At 33.0% G+C, this 21,910-nt stretch carries 19 protein-coding genes; 9 read left to right on the top strand and 10 right to left on the bottom strand.

Translation table 11 applies throughout. The features are described from left to right. Window positions 1–197: 197 nt before the first annotated feature. Window positions 198–941 carry a DUF3298 and DUF4163 domain-containing protein gene (locus tag ACYEKI_RS06780; protein WP_459210418.1) on the top strand — a complete coding sequence of 248 codons (744 nt, stop codon included), beginning with the start codon at window positions 198–200 and terminating at the stop codon, window positions 939–941. Here ACYEKI_RS06780 and ACYEKI_RS06775 read toward each other — a convergent pair. Further along, window positions 936–1,391: a DinB family protein gene (locus tag ACYEKI_RS06775; protein ID WP_459210417.1), complete on the bottom strand. Its 456-nt coding sequence runs from the start codon at window positions 1,389–1,391 to the stop codon at window positions 936–938. The two genes, ACYEKI_RS06780 and ACYEKI_RS06775, sit on opposite strands and share 6 nt — an antisense overlap. A gap of 171 nt (window positions 1,392–1,562) precedes the next feature. Between ACYEKI_RS06775 and ACYEKI_RS06770 the strand changes: the two genes are divergently transcribed. Beyond that, window positions 1,563–1,910 carry an arsenate reductase family protein gene (locus ACYEKI_RS06770; protein WP_459210416.1) on the top strand — a complete coding sequence of 116 codons (348 nt, stop codon included), beginning with the start codon at window positions 1,563–1,565 and terminating at the stop codon, window positions 1,908–1,910. A 3-nt stretch (window positions 1,911–1,913) separates the two neighbouring features. After that, a complete protein-coding gene (locus ACYEKI_RS06765) occupies window positions 1,914–2,813 on the top strand; it encodes a DMT family transporter (protein WP_459210415.1) in 900 nt (299 codons plus the stop codon). Here ACYEKI_RS06765 and ACYEKI_RS06760 read toward each other — a convergent pair whose 3' ends face one another. Then, on the bottom strand, window positions 2,814–3,326 hold the full coding sequence (locus tag ACYEKI_RS06760; RefSeq protein WP_459210414.1) for a lactoylglutathione lyase family protein: 513 nt from the start codon (window positions 3,324–3,326) through the stop codon (window positions 2,814–2,816). It lies immediately after the preceding gene. Window positions 3,327–3,460: 134 nt separating this feature from the next. Between ACYEKI_RS06760 and ACYEKI_RS06755 the strand changes: the two genes are divergently transcribed. Then, the gene (locus ACYEKI_RS06755) at window positions 3,461–3,778 is read left to right on the top strand and encodes a winged helix-turn-helix transcriptional regulator (RefSeq protein ID WP_459210413.1); all 318 of its coding nucleotides are present in this window, start codon (window positions 3,461–3,463) and stop codon (window positions 3,776–3,778) included. A gap of 50 nt (window positions 3,779–3,828) precedes the next feature. Here the strand turns inward: ACYEKI_RS06755 and ACYEKI_RS06750 are convergent, their stop codons facing one another. Further along, the gene (locus tag ACYEKI_RS06750) at window positions 3,829–4,320 is read right to left on the bottom strand and encodes an acyl-CoA thioesterase (protein ID WP_459210412.1); all 492 of its coding nucleotides are present in this window, start codon (window positions 4,318–4,320) and stop codon (window positions 3,829–3,831) included. 127 nt (window positions 4,321–4,447) lie between these two features. Here ACYEKI_RS06750 and ACYEKI_RS06745 point away from each other — a divergent pair, with 127 nt between their 5' ends. The 4 genes from ACYEKI_RS06745 to ACYEKI_RS06730 all read left to right on the top strand — a co-directional run bounded on the left by ACYEKI_RS06745 (window position 4,448) and on the right by ACYEKI_RS06730 (window position 15,557). Continuing rightward, window positions 4,448–5,416 carry a YheT family hydrolase gene (locus ACYEKI_RS06745; protein WP_459210411.1) on the top strand — a complete coding sequence of 323 codons (969 nt, stop codon included), beginning with the start codon at window positions 4,448–4,450 and terminating at the stop codon, window positions 5,414–5,416. A gap of 203 nt (window positions 5,417–5,619) precedes the next feature. Continuing rightward, entirely contained in the window at window positions 5,620–8,679 is a 3,060-nt protein-coding gene (locus ACYEKI_RS06740; protein WP_459210410.1) for a M4 family metallopeptidase, read from the top strand. Window positions 8,680–8,978: 299 nt separating this feature from the next. Further along, window positions 8,979–12,518, top strand: a complete 3,540-nt coding sequence (locus ACYEKI_RS06735) for a S8 family serine peptidase (RefSeq protein WP_459210409.1) — start codon at window positions 8,979–8,981, stop codon at window positions 12,516–12,518. 132 nt (window positions 12,519–12,650) lie between these two features. Then, on the top strand, window positions 12,651–15,557 hold the full coding sequence (locus tag ACYEKI_RS06730) for a M4 family metallopeptidase (protein ID WP_459210408.1): 2,907 nt from the start codon (window positions 12,651–12,653) through the stop codon (window positions 15,555–15,557). Window positions 15,558–15,614: 57 nt separating this feature from the next. On the opposite strand, the gene ACYEKI_RS06725 is transcribed toward ACYEKI_RS06730, so the two are convergent. The 4 genes from ACYEKI_RS06725 to ACYEKI_RS06710 form a co-directional block, all read right to left on the bottom strand. Then, complete coding sequence (locus ACYEKI_RS06725) at window positions 15,615–16,328, bottom strand: 3'-5' exonuclease (RefSeq protein WP_459210407.1); 714 nt, start codon at window positions 16,326–16,328, stop codon at window positions 15,615–15,617. 7 nt (window positions 16,329–16,335) lie between these two features. Further along, window positions 16,336–17,499 (bottom strand): serine hydrolase domain-containing protein, encoded by a 1,164-nt coding sequence (locus tag ACYEKI_RS06720; protein ID WP_459210406.1) that lies wholly within the window; start codon window positions 17,497–17,499, stop codon window positions 16,336–16,338. Window positions 17,500–17,614: 115 nt separating this feature from the next. After that, window positions 17,615–18,109: a methylated-DNA--[protein]-cysteine S-methyltransferase gene (locus tag ACYEKI_RS06715; protein WP_459210405.1), complete on the bottom strand. Its 495-nt coding sequence runs from the start codon at window positions 18,107–18,109 to the stop codon at window positions 17,615–17,617. Between the two features lie 2 nt (window positions 18,110–18,111). Beyond that, window positions 18,112–19,239, bottom strand: a complete 1,128-nt coding sequence (locus ACYEKI_RS06710; RefSeq protein ID WP_459210404.1) for a CNNM domain-containing protein — start codon at window positions 19,237–19,239, stop codon at window positions 18,112–18,114. A gap of 142 nt (window positions 19,240–19,381) precedes the next feature. On the opposite strand from ACYEKI_RS06710, the gene ACYEKI_RS06705 reads away from it, so the two are divergent. Then, complete coding sequence (locus ACYEKI_RS06705) at window positions 19,382–19,795, top strand: DUF3995 domain-containing protein (RefSeq protein WP_459210403.1); 414 nt, start codon at window positions 19,382–19,384, stop codon at window positions 19,793–19,795. A 60-nt stretch (window positions 19,796–19,855) separates the two neighbouring features. On the opposite strand, the gene ACYEKI_RS06700 is transcribed toward ACYEKI_RS06705, so the two are convergent. The 3 genes from ACYEKI_RS06700 to ACYEKI_RS06690 are packed head-to-tail and all read right to left on the bottom strand — an operon-like array spanning window position 19,856 to window position 21,831. Beyond that, window positions 19,856–20,797, bottom strand: coding sequence for an SDR family NAD(P)-dependent oxidoreductase (locus tag ACYEKI_RS06700; RefSeq protein ID WP_459210402.1), 942 nt, complete (start codon window positions 20,795–20,797; stop codon window positions 19,856–19,858). 26 nt (window positions 20,798–20,823) lie between these two features. Beyond that, entirely contained in the window at window positions 20,824–21,414 is a 591-nt protein-coding gene (locus ACYEKI_RS06695; RefSeq protein ID WP_459210401.1) for an SRPBCC family protein, read from the bottom strand. A 21-nt stretch (window positions 21,415–21,435) separates the two neighbouring features. Continuing rightward, window positions 21,436–21,831 carry a DUF4345 domain-containing protein gene (locus ACYEKI_RS06690; protein WP_459210400.1) on the bottom strand — a complete coding sequence of 132 codons (396 nt, stop codon included), beginning with the start codon at window positions 21,829–21,831 and terminating at the stop codon, window positions 21,436–21,438. Window positions 21,832–21,910: the final 79 nt, after the last annotated feature.

Genomic DNA, 21,910 nt, shown 5'->3' with positions numbered 1-21,910 from the left:
TTATTACTTTTGCTTATTAGCAAGATATTTTGACATATAATTTTATATGATATTTATACATAAAAAGTCAGTGCAATACTGTACTTTTAGCCATAGCTATATCTAAATATATTCAGACCACAAATTTATAATTTTAATTTATTCTAATTATAGATATTTATCAGCTTTAGTAGAGGATTAACATTAAAACTATCTCATTGCGTAATTTATTTTTATCAGTATTTCTATTCATTAGTTTATTTGGGTGTACCAAGAAAGAGTCTCTTATTTTTGATTCTTTAACTATTGATCCACCTGTTTTTAAAAACTGTGAATCTTTAGGGTGTGCAGAAATCGCTATATCGATTCCTAAAAGTGTTATTGATGGCGATATTTCTATAAAGATTAATAAAACTATTGAACAACATGTCTGTAAAATATTAGATATAGAAGAATCCTCAACTACTTCTATCACTTCTGCTATTTCAAGCTTTAATACTTCATTTCAGCAGTTAAAACAAGAATTCCCCGATACTATGTTCACTTATGAAGCTTCTATAGACGGGGAAGTATTATATCAAGATGATAACATTATTTCTATAACCATCTCTTCTTATCTTTTTACAGGTGGTGCTCATGGAAATCAGAATGTAACTATGCTTAATTTTAATCCTTCTACAGGAAAACTATTAACACATACAGATATTTTTACTGATATTCCAGCTTTTAAATCGTATGTAGAATCTATTTTTAGAACACAATACAAGATCCCTCCATCAGAAAGTATTAATAGCACTGGCTTTTTCTTTGATAATGATCAATTTGTCTTACCCGAGAATATTGGATTCTTAAAAGACCATATCATTTTCATATACAATCAATATGAAATTGCTTCTTATGCTGATGGAGTTATAGAATTCTCTATTCCAAAATCAGATCTTAACAAACATCTTAAATTATAAAGCTTTTTTTAAGGCCAAAATATATCCTAAATGTATCCCTTCGTGAAAATTGTTAAATGCTATAGCATCGCTTAAAGATGTTAACACAAAACCTGTACTTGTAGGGTATTCTTGATATGATGTAAAAATTTTATCCTCTATATCTTTTTCAAGCATATCTAATGTACTAAATAATGAAGCTTTTATCTCAGCTACATCTCCTTGAGTTACATCTCCTTGAGTTTGTGTTCCTTTTTTATACTTCTCGACTAATGCCTCACTAACTTTCATTGGCAAACCACTTAATTTGTACACAAGAAGTTGTTGTGTAATCACTACATGAGCGATATTCCATATTAAATTATTTCTAAATCCATCTGGAACCTTATTCAGTTGCTCTAAAGTGTGCCCATCAAGAATTTTCTCCATGAGTTTCCTATTCACTCTAGTAATTGCCAATTGTTCTTTCATTGCTAATCGATTTTTATTTTTTAATACAAGTTCCAAAAATACCATTTTACTTGAATCAATTGTCGATTTTGATTTAGCTTTAACATCTCATCAAAATAGCTTCTTTGTAAATTACATTTTCGTTTATAGATATATCAAAAAACCTACTATTTTTGCGCTAAAATTATAGCTATGAAAAAAATATATTACCTCTCTACTTGTGATACTTGTAAACGTATTTTAAACGAATTACAACCAAGTGCAGACTATATACTACAAGATATTAAAAGTGATCCTATTACAGAAGAACAATTAGAGAACATGAAATCCTTGTCTGGAAGTTACGAAGCTTTATTTAGCAAAAGAGCACGCCTATATAAAGAAAGAGATTTAAAAAACCAACAACTCATTGAAACTGATTATAAAAATTTAATTCTGGAACATTATACGTTTCTTAAGCGTCCTGTAATTATAGTTGAAGATACCATCTTTATTGGTAATTCAAAAAAAACGGTAGCTGCTGCCAAGGAAGTTATTTAAATTATGAGTAAAAGAACTTTAGCCATTATAGCAGCAAGTTTTGTTGCTATTTTTTATGCTGCAAATTATAGTATTGCAAAAGATGTTATGCCTCACTATATAGAGCCTTTTGGTTTTATTATTTTTAGGGTTTTGGGTACTATGATTTTATTTTGGTTAGTTGGTGCTTTTTTTGGTCCCAAAGAAACTATTGCTCGAAAAGATTTCAGAAGAATTGCTGCTGCTGCATTATTTGGTGTTGCTATAAATATGCTTGCTTTTTTTGAAGGATTGAATCTTACAACACCTATCAGCGCCTCAGTAATTATGGTAACTTCACCTATGATTGTTTTAATTTTATCTGTATTATTTCTCAATGAGAAACTTCTACTCTCAAAAATCATCGGAATCTTAATTGGACTTAGTGGTACTTTATTGATTATCTTATATGGAAAAGGGAATGCTCAAACTGCAACTGATCCTGTTTTAGGTAATTTCTTGATTTTTGTCAACGCTGCTTCCTATGCAGGATATATTATTACGGTAAAGACAATAACACAAAAGTACCATCCATTTACCTTTATGAAATGGATGTATACTATTGGTTTTGTGATGGTTTTGCCATTTGGATTACATCAAGTGTTGAGAATGCCTATAGAAACAGTACCGTTAGAAGGTTTTCTTAAAATAGGTTATGTTGTTCTATTTGCAACTTTTGGGACATATATTCTTAACATATTTGCAATTAGAGAATTAAAACCCACAACCGTATCTGTTTTTATTTATTTACAGCCTTTATTAACAACACTCATAGCAATAGCATTAGGAAGTGATGAGTTAGATCCTATAAAAATTTCGGCCGCTGTTCTTATCTTTATCGGTGTTTACCTTGTTACAAAACCTCCTTTAAAGAGTAAAACCTAATTATTTGGTATACGCACCAGAAGAATAGGTTAACTCATAACTATGTGTATACACTTCAAATACTATCCCAAATGGATCTTCGACATAACACATCTTATAAGGCTTTTCATTTGGGTAATATGACCGTATAGGCATTCTTTGTTTTCCTCCAGCTGCTACAATTTTATTTACTAATCCTTCTATATCTGGATCTTGAACACAAAAGTGAAACAATCCTGTATTAAATGGGTTAAATTCAGGGGCAGTTGTCTTTGCATTTGGAAAAGAAAAAAGCTCTATCCCTATACCATCTGAAGTAGATAAATGCGCTATTTCAAAAGAACCCCATCCTTCGCCAAATACATCTATACACATTTGTCCTATAGCCGTTTCTTTTTCTTCTTGTATTATTGCAGGTTCCATAATAATGTACCAACCCATTACTTCTGAATAAAACTTAACTGCTTTTTGTAAATCTGGTACTGTAATTCCTATATGTGAAAATGATTTGGGATATCTTGATGTTTCATTCATAATACATTATTTTATCTATTTCATATCCCAAAATTAACTTATATTTCACTCAAAGACAACACCTTACCATTTTGAAACATAGTTACCAAAAGCAGTAAAATAGTCTTTTACAGTACTTTATAAACTTATAAATAATGAAAAAACATATCTGTCCGTTACATTTCACAATGGACATCATAGGAAATAAATGGAAACCTCTTATTCTATTTCATCTTCTAGATGGACCACTTAGATCTGGTATATTACAAAAAACAGTTTCAGGTATTTCTAATAAAATGTTTACGCAATCGGTAAGAGAATTAGAGCGTGATTTTTTAATTCAAAGAAAAGTTTATCCCGTTGTTCCTCCCAAAGTAGAATACCAACTTACTCCTTTAGGACAATCTTTAGAATCCATATTAAAAGACATGGATCAATGGGGAAAATTTGCTATGTCTCAATTAGAATTATGATATTCATTAATTAGCCCTTTATATTAAAGGCATAAAGGGCTATTATATAATTATTTTAATTCTTCTGGATTTTTATCTGCTGGTAACTTACCGTGTTTACGAGTATCCTCTTTGGTTAACACTTTGAAGTTCTCTGCTCTAGGAAATTTTTCAATCTTTTCGGCTAGTGCTTCTGGCAGAGATGTAATCTTACGTTCTTTAAGATTCATCCATGCTCCCAACATTTCGCAATGTGCTAAGTTTCTTCCTTTTTGATCATAAAAGTTATGTTTAAACTCAAAAAAGCATAAATCTTCGCTCATTCCTGTTACCTCAACACTCACTTTAATCGGTTTACCTTGAAACACTTCTCTAAAATAATAGATATGTTCATAAAAAATTACTGGCCCTACTTCGTATTGTGCCATATCTTTTTGACCGAAACCATTCTCTATTAAAAATGCCATACGAGTATGACTCATAAAATTTTGATAAGCACTATTTGCCAAATGCCTATTGGCATCTAAGTCACTCCATCGTATTTCAAATTCTTTTATATACATCGTTTTATCTTTCTAATTAAATTACAAAAATAAAGTTATTTTATTATGCTTGCATAATATTTAATATTACAATGGTATTAATACGTATTTGGTCAAAGCTTTGTACATTTACCACAAGTTTTGAATTATGCCTATTATTACATCATCTTATAAGCCTAGTTTTTTATTTAGAAATGGTCACTTTTCTACTATTTATCCCAATTTAACACGAAAAGTAACCGGAGTAATTCAAACTCGTGAACGTATTGATCTCAATGATGGTGACTTTATTGATATAGATTGGAGTCATGCACAACAAAAAACATCTAATCTACTTATTCTTATACACGGATTAGAAGGCAATGCTCAAAGGCAATATATCTTGGGCGTAGCAAAACATGTAAATCAACATGATTGGGATACACTTGCCATCAACTTACGTAATTGTAGTGGTCAAATTAATAGATTATACCGTTCATATTATGCTGGTGCAACAGAAGATCTCCAAAGTGTTATTCAACATGTTTTAAAAAATTATCACTATAAACATATTGCTCTTAATGGTTTTAGCTTAGGCGGAAATATTGTATTAAAATTTTTAGGAGAAAACCCTGTCCTTCCAAAAGAAATAATGGCTGCCGTAGCCATCTCGGTTCCTTGTGATTTAAAAAACTCTTTGGATCAATTAAACTCTCCTAAGAATTTTATTTATACACAACGTTTTATTAAACATCTTAAAAGCAAACTTTATGAAAGAAGTCAAGCTTTTCCTGAAAAACTAAAAAAAGAGGCTGTAAAAACTTGTAAATCTCTACAGGATATTGACGATCTATACACTAGTAAAGCTCATGGATATAGGGATGCTTTAGATTATTATACGCAATGTAGTAGCAAACAGTTTCTTGAATCTATACACATTCCGACATTACTTATTAATGCCAAAAACGATTCTTTTTTAGGTTCACAATGCTATCCTTTTGATGAAGCAGAAAAAAATGACTTCTTATTTTTAGAAATCCCAAACTACGGTGGTCACGTAGGTTTTGTGGATAAATCACGTATTTTCTATAATGAAAAAAGAACTTTAGAATTCATTTCCAACAACTTACTAGCCTAATGTGGCGAGATATACAAGTAGGAAAAACCGTCACACTCTTAAATATATTTCCTTGTATTTCAATGTTTTTGATGTAGTGTATGGATTTTTCCTTTCACCTTATCGAAAACACCGTAACACTTCGTCTATTTTTCGGAATTTTAACACATTGTTTACGAATAGTTAAACTACACTCATTTTAACTTAACACAAACTCAACTAAAATGAAGAAAACTTACAAAAAAGCCTTAATGCTTTCTGCATTGGGGTTATCCTTCTGGACTGTTGTTGCACAACAACATCCAGAAAAAGAGTATTTGAGAAAAACCCCAGGTTTAATTACAATTGATCAAAGTACTGATGTTTCTACAAAAAGTACTCAAGATCTTTTTTCAAAATACCTAAACCTTTCTCAAAACAATACCTTAAATGCAATAGGACAACACACGGACAAACTTGGATTTGTTCATGAAAAATTTCAGCAAACTTATAAAGGTATTAAAGTCGAATTTGGAAATGTCACATTACACTCGCGTAACGGAAAAGCATCATCCTTGAGTACCGAATCTTATGACATTAAAGAGATGTCGGTTACTCCATCAATTACTAGAGAAAAAGCATTTCAAAATGCTTTAGATCAGATTGGAGCCTCTTCTTATTTATGGGATAATCCTTCAGCTTCAAGAGCTATTGCTTATCAGCAACCTACTGGTGAACTTGTTTTATTGCCTATGTTTGACCATAATGATAATGTAGAGGTAAAACTAGCTTATAAGTTTGACATTTACGCTACTCAACCTTTAAGTAGAGGAGATGTTTATATTGACGCACACACTGGTAATCCTTTATTTTACAATGCTACTATAAAACACCTTGATGAATATAGTAACTCTTCTAAAAATTTAGTAGAAGTACCTCACCATAATGAAGCTACTTCTTATGAGGATTTTTCTTTAGCTACAGGAAATGCAGCTACTCGCTATAGCGGAAATAGAGAAATCACTACTCGTCAAATCGGTAGTAGTTATGCATTAAGAGACAATACTAGAGGTAATGGTGTAAATACGTATAACAGTAATAGATCTACTAGTTATCCTACAACAAATATTACCGATAATGACAACAACTGGACTAGTGCCGAGTTTGATAACTCTAATAAAGATAATGCCGCATTAGATGCGCATTGGGGAGCAGCTCAAACTTATGATTATTTCAAATCTGAACATGATCGCGATAGTTTTGATGGCAATAATGCAGCTATCAATAGTTGGGTTCATTATGGTCAAGCTTTTGATAATGCGTTCTGGAATGGTAGTGTTATGACTTATGGGGATGGTAGTTCTAATGGAAACGAAGGTAATGGAATTTTTGATGCATTAACTAGTATTGATGTAGCTGCTCATGAAATAGGTCATGCCGTAACTACAAACACAGCCAACTTAGCTTACCGTAGAGAGTCTGGAGCATTGAATGAAGGATTTTCTGATATCTGGGGTGCTGCTGTTGAACATTTTTCAAAAGGTAATGGAAGTGATACAAATCCAGATTTATCGGTTTGGTTAATCGGTGACGAAATTGATAGAAGAAGTGGTTCGGCTGCATTGCGTTCTATGAGTGATCCTAAATCTCTTGGTTATCCAGATACGTATCACGGTGATAACTGGAAAGCTGCTACAGTTGCCGAAGGTTGTATTACTCCTATTAGAGGCCCAGAACCACAGGGAAATGATTATTGCGGTGTACATACAAATTCAGGTGTATTAAATCATTGGTTCTTTATCCTTACAACTGGTGCCTCTGGTACTAATGATGTAGGTGATGTTTATGATGTTACTGCTATAGGAATGACCAAAGCAGCAAAAATATCGTATAGAACATTAAGTGTTTATTTATCTGCTAACTCAACATTTGCAGACGCTAGAGCAGGAGCGATACAAGCTACTAGAGATTTATATGGTACTGGTGGTACAGAAGAAATTGCAGTTACAAATGCTTGGTATGCAGTTAATGTTGGTGATGCTTATAACGGTGGTGGGACTGGTTCTACATGTACTACAACTGTAGCCACATTCCCATATAACGAAGGGTTTGAAAATACTTTAGGTGCTTGGTCACAAGGAACTGGAGATGATATTGATTGGGATATCAATAGTGGTGGTACTAATTCAAACAATACTGGACCATCTAGCGCTACTCAAGGTACTTATTATATTTATATAGAAACTTCTGGTAATGGTACTGGATATCCTAATAAATCTGCTGTATTAAATTCTCCTTGTTTTGATCTTAGTGGACATAATCAAGCTACTTTTAATTTTAAATATCATATGTATGGAGGTTCAACTGGGACTTTAGTATTAGAAGCAAGTACAGATGGATCAACATGGAATCAAGTATGGAATCTAAATGGTGATCAAGGAAATTCATGGGAAAGCGCTTCAGTTAATCTTAATAGTTATACTGGAGATACTGTTAGGCTACGTTTTACCGCTACATCTAGTACCTCTTATACTAGTGATATAGCACTAGATGACCTTTCTTTAGTAACTACTGGAGGTAATACAAATCCTGATCCTACAGGTTATTGTGCATCTAATGGTGATAATGTAAGTGATGAGTATATACAAAGAGTACAATTAGGTAGCATTGACAATACATCTAATGCTTCTAATGGAGGTTATGCTGATTATACAACTCAATCGACTACTTTAAATGCAACCAATAACACTATTACTATTACTCCTGCATGGACAGGTAGAGTATATAGTGAAGGTTATGCTGTTTGGATAGATTTTAATAGAGATGGTGATTTTGAAGATGCAAATGAATTGGTATTCTCTCAATCTCCTACACAAGCCAATACTGTTTCTGGTAGTTTTGATGTACCTGCAACAGCACAAAGTGGAGCTACTAGAATGCGTGTATCTATGAGGTATAATGAAACACCTGCTACTTGTGGTTCTTTTGATTACGGAGAGGTAGAAGATTATAATGTTACCATTACCAATACAGCTGTAGATACTTCTTTTACAACAGAAAACACATTAAGTACTTCTTCTACATTTAAGATGTACCCTAACCCTGTTTCAGGTAATAAGATTAATGTCATATTACCAACTACTGGTGTAGCTTCATATAGTATAACAACCCTTTTAGGACAAGTAGTAAAACATGAACTTCTTAAAAATAATCAAATAGATGTAAGTAATTTGAATTCAGGAATGTATTTACTTCAAGTAAAAACAGATAATCAATTATTTTCTAAAAGATTTATAAAAGACTAATTAATATTTATATCAAATTAAACTTTTAGACAAGGTCATCTAATAATTAGATGGCCTTGTAATTATAAATCAAGTATTTATACAAGTTAAATAATTAAAAAAACGCTTATTAATGTAGGAAATTTACTACTTGATTTGTTTTTTTAATAAAAACTTAATCTTATGATAACTAACTACGTAGCAGTTTATTAACCGTTAATCGAAAACTTTTTGAGCATTAACAATAATTTATGATTTTTACAAAAACTTATACGCATTTATTAAGAATTATTAATAATGTTAACTAAAACTCAATTAAAATGAAAAAAAACTACAGAGGTGGTAATTCCCCAAACAATTATTCCTCATTTAAATCTAAAGTTTTTAAAAGTGGTTTATTATTCACTATGCTTGGGCTTGGGCTTTCTCTAAGCTCTTATGCTCAAACAGAAAACCAAAAAGCTAAGATTACGCAACACTACAACAAAACGACTCTAAACACACTACAACAAAAATTTCACAAACGCTCTCTCGAACAGAAATCTGAAGCTATAGCTATAGCTAAAAGAAAAGGCTGGGATGTAATTATCAATCTTCCTAATAACAAAGGGTTTGCAGAGTTACAAAGAGTAACTCCAGATGGAAAACCTGTCTATTATTCAATTTCGAATGTAGATGCTGCTCGTTCTACAAGAACTAATCATATCAATTCTGGAGGATCATTAGGATTAAATCTTGATGGACAAAACATGACTGCCCATGTATGGGATGGTGGAGGAACTCGTCCTACACATCAAGAGTTTGATGGACCAGGAGGTAATAACAGAGTTACCATTATTGATGGATCAACCTTAAACGGAAACAGTTTCCATGCACAACACGTAACTGGAACTATCATGGCATCTGGTGTACAACCAAATGCAAAAGGAATGGCATCTCATGCCAAAGCAAGAACTAGTGATTGGACAAACGATTTAGCTGAAGCAACTACTGAAGCTGCAAACGGAATGCTAATTTCTAACCACTCGTATGGTTTTGCATTTAGAAACCCTAACACTGGTCAAGTACAATTACCACAATATTATTTTGGAGGATACATTGACGAATCAAGAAATTGGGATGAGTTAATGTTTAATACACCTAATTATTTGATGGTTGTTGCTGCAGGAAACGATGGTAACGATAATAGTGCTAACCAAAATCCAACAGGTGGTTTTGGTTATGATAAATTAACTGGACACTCAACATCAAAAAATAATCTAGTTGTCGCAAATGCTCAAGACGCAAATGTCGATGCAAACGGAAATTTAATTTCTGTAGCTATAAATAGTTCAAGTAGTGAAGGACCTACTGACGATTTCCGTATCAAGCCAGATATTACAGGAAATGGTACAGGTGTATATTCTACATATGACAATAGTGATACAGCATATAACTCTATTTCTGGAACTTCAATGGCATCGCCTAATGTTACAGGATCTTTATTACTACTACAACAACACTATAACAATTTAAATAATACGTTCATGAGAGCGGCTACTTTAAAAGGTATCGCTTTACATACAGCTAGTGATGCTGGTGCAAATGGACCTGATGCTGTTTTTGGATGGGGATTACTAAATGCAAAATTAGCTGCTGAAACTATTACTAATCGTGGAGATGAATCTCGAATAGAAGAATTAACACTTACAGCTGGGCAAACTTATACTATCACTGTTGATTCTGATGGCTCTAGTCCTTTAATGGCTTCTATTTCTTGGACAGACCGTCCAGGTACAGCCGTTACTTCTGTAAACTCTACAACTCCTGTATTAGTTAACGATTTAGATATTAGAGTATCTCAAGGAGGTACAACTCATTTACCATATAAATTAACTGCTCCTTTAACAAGTACTCAAGCAGATAATAATGTTGACCCTTACGAAAGAATTGATATTGCCAATGCTTCTGGTACTTATACAATCACAGTTACTCACAAAGGAAGTTTAACTGGTGGTAGTCAAGATTTCTCTTTAATTGTAACAGGTGTATCTGGTACACCAGTAGTTTGTAATGCTACTACTCCTACTGGAGTATCTACTTCTAACATCACTTCTAATAGTGCCGAAGTAAATTGGACAGCTGTACCACAAGCTACTTATGATGTAAGATATCGCAAAACTGGTACGTCTTCATGGACAACAACTGCTGTTTCTGATGCTACAATAGCATTAAGCGGATTAGATGCTAATACTACTTATGAAGTTCAAGTTCGTAGTAAGTGTACAGACGCTAACTCATCTTACAGTGCTTCAGTAAACTTTACTACTGAAGAGATTCCTACTATAAGTTGTTCTACAACAATAACTGCTTTTCCATATGCAGAAGGATTTGAATCTGGAGATGGATGGGCACAAATTACTGGAGATGATGGAAACTGGGTAAGAAGAAGCGGAAGTACACCTTCTTCTGGGACAGGACCTAGTAGTTCTGCTCAAGGATCTTCTTATTTATTCTTAGAAGCATCTACTAATGGAAGTACAGGTCAAATTGGACACAATGCTACTGCAATTTTAGAAAGCGATTGTATAGATTTAACAGGAAAATCTTCGGCTACATTTAGTTTCGAAAACCATATGTATGGTAATAATGTAGGTTCCTTAAAAATTCAAGGATCTTCAGATGGTACATCTTGGACAGATTTATGGTCTGCTTCTGGAAATAAAGGAAACCAATGGAATTCTGATTCTGTTGATTTAAATGCATACTTAGGTTTAGTAATGAAATTAAGAATTGTAGGTACTACAGGTAATGGATGGTCTAGTGATATTGCTGTAGACGATTTATCAATTACAGTAGTTGATGATGGAGCAGATACACAAGCACCTTCTACACCATCTAACTTAACAGCTTCTAATGTTACTCAAACTACAGCAACTTTAAGTTGGTCTGCTTCTACAGATAATGTTGGTGTTACTGGTTATGAAGTATTTAATGGAGGTACTAGTGTAGGTACAGTTACAGGAACATCAATAAACTTAACTGGTCTTACAGCAGGTACATCGTATACATATACAGTAAGAGCACAAGATGCTGCTGGAAATAATTCTGCAGCTGCTAGTGTTACATTTACTACAACTCAAGATCAAGTTGACTATTGTACTTCTAGTGGTAATAGAACTACTTATGAGTGGATTGATTATGTTGCCTTTGGAGGAATGACTAATAGTACAGGAGCTAATGGCGGATATGGTGATTTCACTAATTTGATAGCTACTGTTGCTAGAGGAACTACAAATCAACTTACAGTTAGTGCTGGATTTAGAAGTACTGCATATACTGAGTATTGGAAAGTCTGGATTGATTATAATCAAAATGGAACTTTTGAAGCTAGCGAAGAAGTTACTGATGGTTCATCTTCAAGTGCAGCAAACTTAACTGCAGATATCGCAATTCCTACATCTGCACTTACGGGACAAACAAGAATGCGTGTTTCTATGAAATATAACGCTGCTCCTACTGCATGTGAAAACTTTGGAGATGGAGAAGTTGAAGATTACACTGTAAATATCACTAATACAACTAATGCCATAACTACTAGTGATACTACAACAAATGGTAATAGTATAGCTTTAGGTCATGAAGGAACATCGTTTGGATTCACATTATATCCAAACCCTACACCTAATAATACTATTACAATTAATGTTATTGGAGCAAAAGATGTATCTTATGCTATCAAAAACATGTTAGGTCAAACTGTAAAAGCTGCTGCTGTAACCACATCGGCAATTAATATAGGAGATCTACAAGCAGGATTGTATATAGTTGAAGTGACAGATGGTCAAAAATCTATCACTAAAAAGCTAATCAAACAATAATCTTTTTAAAATTAGTTAATTGAAATTAGGGGGAATAGATACAATTTTATTCTCCCTTTTTATTAAAATAATAACCCCCAAATAAATTAAATCATGAAAAATTAAATTATTTAACCTAAAACACAAATCATAATGAAAAAGAGTTTTTTTACTCTCATCATCTTGGCTACGATGATGATCTCCCCGCTTACTTATGCACAAAAAGCACATAGTACAACTGTCAATTTTGACACAAACATCAATGAGCAAAAAGCGATCACGCAATTCATGTCCAAAGGACGTCTCAGTTCTAACAACACCTTTCAACTTATCAGGTCTACTACAGATAAGATGGGATATGTACACAATCGTTATCAACAGTATTTCAGAGGAATTAAAGTAGAATTCGGTACCCTTATTACACATAGTCTTAATGGTAACGTAGTTTCTATAACTGGAGAGGTTTATCCTATTTCTAAACTAAACCTTTCTCCTAATATTTCTGAAGATGCTTCTTTATTAAAAGCTGTTCAACATTTAGGAATTAGTAGATCTACTTGGTTTGAAAACGGAAACTTAAAAAGGTCTGCTGATATGCCAGAAACAGAATTATTGATCATCCCTGATTATTCAAATGATTTAAAATCTGTTGTCTTAGCATATAAACACAAAGTTACAGCTAGTGATCCAGGATTAGTAGGAGACGTATACATTAATGCACATACTGGTAGCAATGTTTTATACAACCCTATCATGAAGCATTTTAATCGTAAGTTTGAGAAACCACATGCTTCACCTTCTCATGCAATCAATAAAACAACGACAACAACTGCTTATGTTCCTGGAACTGCAGAAACAAGATTTTCTGGTACAAGAACAATAGAAACAAGGTTAGAAAGTAATGGAACATATACTTTAAATGATGAAACCAATAACATCTTTACAAAAGACGCCTTAAATGGTCATCAAGGTTCTAAGCCATATTTAAATGGTGTTTTTGAAGAGTTTACTGATAATGACAATAACTGGACTGCTGCAGAACATAATAATGCAGCTAAAGATGATGCTGCACTAGATGCTCATTTTGGAGCTATCGAAGTAAAAAAATACTGGGAAAATGTTCATAACAGAGATAGTTATGATGATAACGGAGCTTCTATTTTTAGTTTTGTTCATGTAGGAACCAACTACTTTAATGCGTTCTGGGATGGTGTAGCGATGTCTTATGGTGATGGAAACTCTAACCCTTTAACTGGATTTGATATTTGTGCACACGAGATTGGTCATGCTGTAACAACACATACAGCCAATCTAGTTTATGCAAATCAATCTGGTGGATTAAACGAAGGTTTTTCAGATATCTGGGGAGCTGCTATTCAACATTATTCTTTAGGAACTGGAACAGATGCCACTCCTGATAATAGCGTATGGGCTATAGGAGAGACTATAGGTACTTTACGTTCTATGAGTAATCCAAAAGCATATAGTAGTCCTGACACTTATTTAGGAACGTTCTGGAGAGAAACAGCAGATGAAGGAAATTGTGTTCCACATCCTCAAAATAATGACAACTGTGGTGTTCACTTTAATAGTGGAGTATTAAATCACTGGTTCTATATTTTAGTAAATGGTGCTGCAGATACAAACGATCTAGGTGATGTTTATGATGTTGATGGTATAGGAATGACCAAAGCAGAAGAAATTGCTTATTTAGCACTAAGAGATTACCTTACACCTAATGCAACTTTTGCAGACGCTAGAACAGCTACACTTACCGTAGTTTCAAATTTATATTGTTTAAGTAGTAGTGAAGCAGAATCTGTGCAAAATGCATGGTATGCTGTAAATGTAGGTGATGCTTACTTTAGTGCTTCGGATGATATTCACTTAAAGTCTGTTTCTAATGGATTGACTGTAGATTGTAGTAATACTGCTTTTATTCCTGTTGCAAATGTACAAAACGCTGGTTCTAATCTTATCACTGCTATCGACTTAAGCTATACTGTTGATGGAGGAACTCCAATTACAGATAATATTAGTACTTCATTAAATACTTGTGAGTCTGAGCAAATCAACTTACCTCTTCCTGCTTTAGGAATCGGAGTTCACACTGTTGATGTTACGACTACAATTACAAATGACGAAAGAGTAGAAAACAATACACAGTCTGCTGTTGTTCTTGTTAATGAAAGTGGTACACTTGGAGAAGTTAATACTTTTGAAAACTCTAGTGACATCCTTCTTGCTTATAATGATGGGACACCTCAAAACTCTTTATGGGAAAGAGGTACTGCTTCTACAACCTTATTAAATAGTGGTTCAAATAATGTTTATGCTACTAATCTTGATGGTAATCATCCAGTAGAAACTAAAGCTTTCTTAGTAAGTAAGTGTTATGATCTTTCTAATACAGATGCTACACTTAAATTTAATATGGCATTTGATCTAGAAGCAAACTGGGATATTCTTTATATGGAATATTCTACAGATGGTGGTTCTACTTGGACTATTTTAGGTAGTGCTTCTGATCCTAACTGGTATAACAGTGATCGCCCTGCTGGAACAAACAATGATTGCTTCAATTGTCCTGGTGCACAATGGACTGGAAATGGAGAAAATGACTCTAACGCTACATCAAAAGAATACAGCCATAATCTAGATCATCTTGATGGAAACTCTGGATCTCCAGCTACAAATGTTGTCTTTAGATTTACATTCCACTCTGATCAAGCTGTAAACGAAGAAGGTGTTGTTATTGATGATTTTGTAGTAGAAAGTGCTCCATTATCAATTAGAGAAGAAAATGTTTTCCAAAACTTTTCTTATGCTCCTAACCCAACAAACGACGCTTTAAATGTTCGTTTTACACCTAATAGTTTTGATCAAGATATAACAATTAGTGTATTTGATATTAGCGGACGTAAAGTATTATCTAAATCCTATACACCAGAAAATGATTTTAATACCACGCTTAACTTAGGTCAATTTAATGCTGGTTTATACTTAATGAAAGTAGACCAAAATGATCAAAGTCAAGTAGCTAAAATTATCATTAAATAATTTTAATTAACCAACTAAAAAAATCATTAAAAGCGACCTTAAATAAGGTCGCTTTTTCTATACTGATACTATTTCTGATTCATCTAATAACTCTTCTTGTCTCAATCGCAATATAATCTGCGCTACAGCTACCGTATCTTTTTCGCAGTATTTAATAATCCTATCGATGTCATGTTCTTTATAATATACCTCTTTTACTTGACTTCCATCAATATCATCTTTTGGAGAAGGTATTCCCAATACATGAGTCATTAATTTTAAAGATGTAAAATGTTTATAATCTCCAAACTTCCACAATTCCATAGTATCGAGATGCGGAACTTCCCAAGGTTTTTTACCGAATAGATTTAATTTAAATGGCAAAGAGATTCCGTGAATAATCATCCTTCTTGCGATATATGGGAAATCAAATTCTTTTCCGTTATGAGCACATAAAATATGTTGTGGTTTACTAAAATGTAATTCTAAAAGGTTCTTAAAAGCTATCAAGAGTTCTTTCTCTTCTCCATAAAAAGATGTTGTTCTAAAGGTTCTTATATCTCCTTTAAATGCAAAATAACCTACCGATATACAAACGATTTTACCAAACTCTGCCCAAATCCCAGCTCTATCATAAAACTCTTCTGGAGTGTATTCATCTTTTCGTTGATATGCTGTTTTATCTTCCCATAAATATTGTTTTTCTTTATCTAAAGCATCAAAATTCTCATATTCTGGAACTGTTTCTATATCTAGAAACAATATATTTTCTAAACTAATTTTGTGTAACATCCATCTTCTATTTTAAATTCCTTTTCTCCATCATTTTATATGCTTCTTCTACATATACATAAAAATCTTCTTTAAAAGGTTTATCTACAAATTTTCCTCTTTTATGACCTAATCTTACAATAACAACTTGATCTTCTGGAATAGCAATTACATATTGCCCTAAAATCCCTCTCATCACCACTATTTTTTTCCCTAAATGATCAGATAACCAAAGACCATATCCATATTCTGGACTATCTTCAAATCTATTTGTAGTTATTTTCTTTATAAATGATGCTGGTAAAATTTCTTTTCCATTAAAAGATCCTTCATGATTAATCATACTCCCAAAACGTGCAAAATCTCTAGCATTACTCGAGATACAACAATATGCCTTTTCTAGTCCATTTTCTTCACTATCTAATTGCCATAATGCATCTTGTTCCATTCCCATAGGATCCCAAAAATATTGTGTTAAATAGGAACTTAATTCTTGATTTGTTGCCGCTTCTATCGCCATGGCAAGTACTTGAGTATTTCCACTAAGATATTCAAAATATTGCCCAGGTTGTTCTACCGTTTTTAATCCAAGTATCACCTCTCTAAGGTTTTTTGTATAATACGATCTAGCTGTTATCGAAAAAGGACTCGAATATGATTCGTCCCAATTTAAACCTGAAGCCATTGCAGAGAGATCTCCTACAGTCATTTCTTTGGCTAATCCATTAGAAAATTCTGGAAGAAACGTACCTACAGGTTCATTGAGTTCGTTAATTTCTTTATTCATAATAGCCTTTCCTAACATAAACGTAACTATGCTTTTGGCCATAGAAAAAGAATTTGTTTGTGACGTAGCTCCATATCCTTCGGTATACATTTCATGCCACAAACTATCATTTTTAATAATTAAATATGCAACAGTCCCTAGTTTCTTATGAAACGTTTCAAGTCGATCTGTAGGCTGAATACTATTGTATTCTTTATGCTTTTTCCAAGGAATTGGATTCACACTTTTCTTAATGACTCTATTATCAAAATAAGAATGATCATCTATAAATGCAGAGGTATGTCCTGTAAAATACACAACCCTAACTCCTTTAAGGATATAGTCATAATCAAATAGATATAGCAAAAGGATAATGGGTACAAAAATGATTAACAGTATCTTGATTACTTTTTTTAAGAATCTCATAAGTTTGACGTTTTATAACTATTATTGATGAGTTCTACTAAGGTAATCAATTAGCCCCGAGATTTCTTGTCTATTTTTCCTTTATTATCACTGTTATTTAAGTGTATCTGTATTTTTAAAAGAGTGTTTGTTGCTTTACTGGATTTTCATGATCCAACAACCATTTTTTTCTCCACAAACCACCAGCATATCCCGTAAGAGAGCCATCACTACCTATCACTCTGTGACAAGGAACAATAATCCACAAAGGGTTTTTACCATTGGCAGATGCTGCTGCTCTTATGCTTTTTACATCGCCTAATTGCTTCGCTATATCTAGATATGAATTTGTTTTTCCGTATGGAATGGTCAATAACTGTTCCCATACTTTCTTCTGGAATTCGGTTCCTTGTGGATTTAGCTTTAGATCAAAATCCACTCTCTTTCCTTCAAAATATTCTTCTAGTTGACTTACTGCATCTTTTAGTACTTCTGGAACAGTTTTATTAAGAACTGTAAGGTCATCTATTTCTTTTTGGATAGAAACTTTGCGTAACCCTATTTGATCTCCTTCAAGAGTAGCAATACCTAAAGGTGTTTCAAGATACGCTATTTGAATTTCTTCTTCCATTTTTATTCTGCTTCTGAAGCTCCATTCTCTTCATCCAAGATTCCCATGCGTTTAGCTCTTATCTTCCAGTTACGTCTCGCTATGGTCTGCATATCTGCCTCTGTATCGCTTTCGTCCATAATCTCTAATCCTAATAAGGTTTCTATCACATCTTCCATACTCACTAATCCATTTATAGAACCGTACTCATCAACAACCAAAGCTACATGCTCTTTATGTTCGATAAGTTTTTCAAATAAATGAGGAACAGCAACATTTCTATCAACAACAAACATTTTGCGTTTAAGATCTCTAAGCGAAAGTTGATGCTGATCTTCGGCTAATTTCTTATATACCTCATCTTTTAAAATATACCCTGTGATATTATCTGGATTATCTTTATAAACAGGAATTCTAGAAAAACGTAATTCTTTATTTTCCTCAAAAAATTCAGTTATATTCTGTTCTTCTGATGCTATTTTTAAAACACTACGAGGTGTCATAATATCTTTGGCAGCGATCTCATTAAAGTTTAAAAGATTTTTAATCACTTGGGATTCTGACTCTTCAAAAACACCTTCTTCTTGAGCGATATCTGCCATTGCCGAGAAATCTTCTCTACTCAATACACTCCCATGACCACCTTTACCAATCAACTTTGTTGTCAACTGCAATAACCACAAAATTCCTGTCCATTTCAGTGGAAAAATCAACACATTAAGAGCTTTGGCTGTAAAGTTAGCTAGCTGCTTCCAGTATGTAGCACCTATTGTTTTAGGTACAATTTCTGAAGCCACTAATATCAATATAGTCATAATTGACGATACGACACCAACCATTATATCTTCGGTCATTTCGATCCCTAGAAAAGATCGAGTTTCACTTCCATACATTTCTGCATAAGCGACTTTTGCTTGAACCCCTACTAAAATTGCTCCTACGGTATGTGCAATTGTATTTAAAGTCAATATAGCGATAAGAGGCCTATCTACATCTTTTTTTAAATCTTCTAGTGATGTAGCATATCCTTTACCCTCTTTCTTTTTTACATTAATAAATGTTGGTGTTACACTCAACAGTACAGCTTCTAGAATTGAACATAAAAAAGAAAAGAAAATTGATACAATTCCGTAAAGGATTAATAAGGTCATAATGATAAGGATTGATGATGCTAATTTACTGTGAGTTCGGGTATATTCCAAAATTGAAATTTGATTATCTGTTTTTTCATCGCTTTTCTCCTTAAAAATCAGTACATTTAGTTTGTTTTCAATTTGAATTATTTCACACAACATGGTACTATCACTTATATTGACTTTTATATTTTTAATTTTAGGAATTATTCATTTTAACTGGGTTATTGGAGGTCAATTTGGATTTGTTCAAGCCATACCTACCAAAGAAAATGGGGAACGTGTTTTAAATCCTAAAAAAATGGATAGCGCAATTGTAGGAGCGGGACTATTAGTTTTTTCTTTTTTTTATTTAATCCTAGCTAATCTAATCCCATTTGATTTACCTCATTGGTTTTTGAAATACGGGATATGGATCATTCCTTCTATTTTCTTGTTACGAGCTATTGGCGATTTTAAATATATCGGTTTTTTTAAACGTATTCGTCAAACTGAATTTGGGAAATGGGATACTAAACTATTCTCTCCTTTATGCTTAGTTATTGCGCTTATAGGTTTTGTACTTGCTTTTTAATAGCAAAAAACACTTCTATATAAGAAGTGTTTATCTATAAGATTATAATGTTCTTAGATCTTAATTAATAAATCTACGTATTGCTTCATTGGCATTATTTTGATAGACTTCATTTTTTAAATCTTGAAAGATTCTACTCTGGTCCACTATTGGTCCTGTAAGCACATTTTCTTTACTTGCATAAAAAACTCCGCTTTGTAAAGCATCATTATTAATACTATCTACAAAACGTTCTGCTCCTTTACTCAATTTGTGTGATAATCCCATTAATGGCATAAAAACGGGCATTCCTATATATTTAAATAGAATTCGCTTTACAAATGGCAAATCGTTCATTCCTTCTGTTCCTCTTGTCCCACCTGGACTTACACTTATAAATTTTATCGAAGGATACTTTCTAGCCATATAAGACATCCATAATGTTCCTCCATATTTAACTACACCATAAACTTGTAATGGATCAAATTTATCTCCAAACAACTCTCCATTAAACACTGCTTCAAACTCTGCAACAGATGAGTCTTTTAAATCAGGACGTTTCATCCCTGTTTGTTTAATCCCTCTTGCCGCTTCTGAGCTTGCATATAAAACTACATTGTTTAGTTTATCTTCTTTAAGGAGTTCATCGACCAAAACAACATGTCCTAAAAGATTAACCGCAGTAATTGTAGTAACTCCTTCTTTTGTTAATTTTCTAGGAGTTTTTCCACCAACACCTCCTGCATTTAAGATTACCGCATCTATAGCTTCGTTTAGTTGTTTTACAGCTTTTCTTACCGAGTCTGGACTAGTTACATCCATAATTACTATTTCAAAAATAAATCTGCCTGTAATTTCTTCTAACTCTCTCTTTGCTATTACTGCTTTATCTTTATTTCTACAGGCTAAATAAACCTTTTTTGTAGTCTTTAACAATGCTAATTGTCGTGCTGTATCTTTTCCTATACCGGCATTAGCACCCGTGATTAATATCGTTTTATTATTTAACTTGGACTTTTTCATTTCTTCTTTTTTATGCTTTAAAAAGCTTACTTACTATACTTCTTCTTGATCGCTTTAAAATTGTCTTTAGTCACGTTTTCTCCTGTAAGTACATGGTGTTCTACTGCTAATAAATAATCTGCGATATCCTTTTTAAAACTTCCTTTTGCTAATGGTCCTAAAAAAGCTGGTTTTGTTCTTACTCCCATTGTCATCGATAGTTTACAAGAATTAGCATCAATAGGTGTTACTTTATACACTCCATAACTATATTCTGTATCCAAGGGAACTTTTCCTGCATGAAAAATTTGCACTTTAAATCTGTAATTCTCTGGATCGTATTCTAATTGTTTCTCTTGTAAATACTTCGTTCCTTTTTCATTAAAATTACAAGTTCTGATAGCATTTTCTCCTCCTGTAATAAATCCTTGATTATAATTAGAGCTAACAATCTTAGGATGCGAATTAGCAATTGCTCCAAAATCCTCTCCTACTACCTTCCACACTCTTTCGGCAGCTGCTTCTATTTTTCTTTCTACAGTAAATGTGATTACCTTTTTATCTTTCTTTTGTGCTATTACATTAAGGCTTAATAGCATTACCACTAGTGAGAGACCTATTTTTAACGTTGTTTTCATAACTCTTTCTATTTTAATTTTTTATTTATTTTCTCGGTATTTTATAAAAAGGAAGGTTCCTATAATTCCTAAGACAAATTCTAAGGCAGTAGCTTTTATTAATCCATCTGCAGGCATTCCATCTAATATGATACTTAACAATCTCCCTCCTCCTAAGGATAGAAATAGTAATGACGAAATAATAGTTGTACTGTAGGATAACTTATGGATCAAAGCTCCCAAAATGCTGAAGATTCCTACGGCTAGCAATAAGGCGCTAAAGGCTCTTACATCATTCATTGCATTAATACTTCCTGCAATATCAATTTCTGCAGTAGCTTTCATAGTTACAGGAAGAAATAAGGTAGCTCCTCCTATAAAGGAAAGTAATAATCCAGAGAGGATTAAATAGATTTTTAATACTTTTGATTTTTTCATAACGTTGCTCTTTTTATTCTACAGAGCAAAAGTCATGAAAAGGGAAGTTCTTAATTTCTCGTTTTAGTTCAAAGACATA

The sequence above is a fragment of the Aquimarina rhabdastrellae genome, assembly GCA_947387485.1.
GTDB lineage: Bacteria > Bacteroidota > Bacteroidia > Flavobacteriales > Flavobacteriaceae > Aquimarina.
Note: the sequence above shows the minus strand (reverse complement) of the source record. Positions and strands in the feature narration are given on the sequence as shown.

Excerpts from the sequence above, each read along its gene's own strand:
- ACYEKI_RS06775 (WP_459210417.1), bottom strand. The coding sequence starts at position 1,391 with ATGAAAGAACAATTGGCAATTACTAGAGTGAATAGGAAACTCATGGAG.
- ACYEKI_RS06770 (WP_459210416.1), top strand. The coding sequence starts at position 1,563 with ATGAAAAAAATATATTACCTCTCTACTTGTGATACTTGTAAACGTATT.
- ACYEKI_RS06765 (WP_459210415.1), top strand. The coding sequence starts at position 1,914 with ATGAGTAAAAGAACTTTAGCCATTATAGCAGCAAGTTTTGTTGCTATT.
- ACYEKI_RS06760 (WP_459210414.1), bottom strand. The coding sequence starts at position 3,326 with ATGAATGAAACATCAAGATATCCCAAATCATTTTCACATATAGGAATT.
- ACYEKI_RS06755 (WP_459210413.1), top strand. The coding sequence starts at position 3,461 with ATGAAAAAACATATCTGTCCGTTACATTTCACAATGGACATCATAGGA.
- ACYEKI_RS06750 (WP_459210412.1), bottom strand. The coding sequence starts at position 4,320 with ATGTATATAAAAGAATTTGAAATACGATGGAGTGACTTAGATGCCAAT.
- ACYEKI_RS06745 (WP_459210411.1), top strand. The coding sequence starts at position 4,448 with ATGCCTATTATTACATCATCTTATAAGCCTAGTTTTTTATTTAGAAAT.
- ACYEKI_RS06740 (WP_459210410.1), top strand. The coding sequence starts at position 5,620 with ATGAAGAAAACTTACAAAAAAGCCTTAATGCTTTCTGCATTGGGGTTA.
- ACYEKI_RS06735 (WP_459210409.1), top strand. The coding sequence starts at position 8,979 with ATGAAAAAAAACTACAGAGGTGGTAATTCCCCAAACAATTATTCCTCA.
- ACYEKI_RS06730 (WP_459210408.1), top strand. The coding sequence starts at position 12,651 with ATGAAAAAGAGTTTTTTTACTCTCATCATCTTGGCTACGATGATGATC.
- ACYEKI_RS06725 (WP_459210407.1), bottom strand. The coding sequence starts at position 16,328 with ATGTTACACAAAATTAGTTTAGAAAATATATTGTTTCTAGATATAGAA.
- ACYEKI_RS06720 (WP_459210406.1), bottom strand. The coding sequence starts at position 17,499 with ATGAGATTCTTAAAAAAAGTAATCAAGATACTGTTAATCATTTTTGTA.
- ACYEKI_RS06715 (WP_459210405.1), bottom strand. The coding sequence starts at position 18,109 with ATGGAAGAAGAAATTCAAATAGCGTATCTTGAAACACCTTTAGGTATT.
- ACYEKI_RS06710 (WP_459210404.1), bottom strand. The coding sequence starts at position 19,239 with ATGACCTTATTAATCCTTTACGGAATTGTATCAATTTTCTTTTCTTTT.
- ACYEKI_RS06705 (WP_459210403.1), top strand. The coding sequence starts at position 19,382 with ATGGTACTATCACTTATATTGACTTTTATATTTTTAATTTTAGGAATT.
- ACYEKI_RS06700 (WP_459210402.1), bottom strand. The coding sequence starts at position 20,797 with ATGAAAAAGTCCAAGTTAAATAATAAAACGATATTAATCACGGGTGCT.
- ACYEKI_RS06695 (WP_459210401.1), bottom strand. The coding sequence starts at position 21,414 with ATGAAAACAACGTTAAAAATAGGTCTCTCACTAGTGGTAATGCTATTA.
- ACYEKI_RS06690 (WP_459210400.1), bottom strand. The coding sequence starts at position 21,831 with ATGAAAAAATCAAAAGTATTAAAAATCTATTTAATCCTCTCTGGATTA.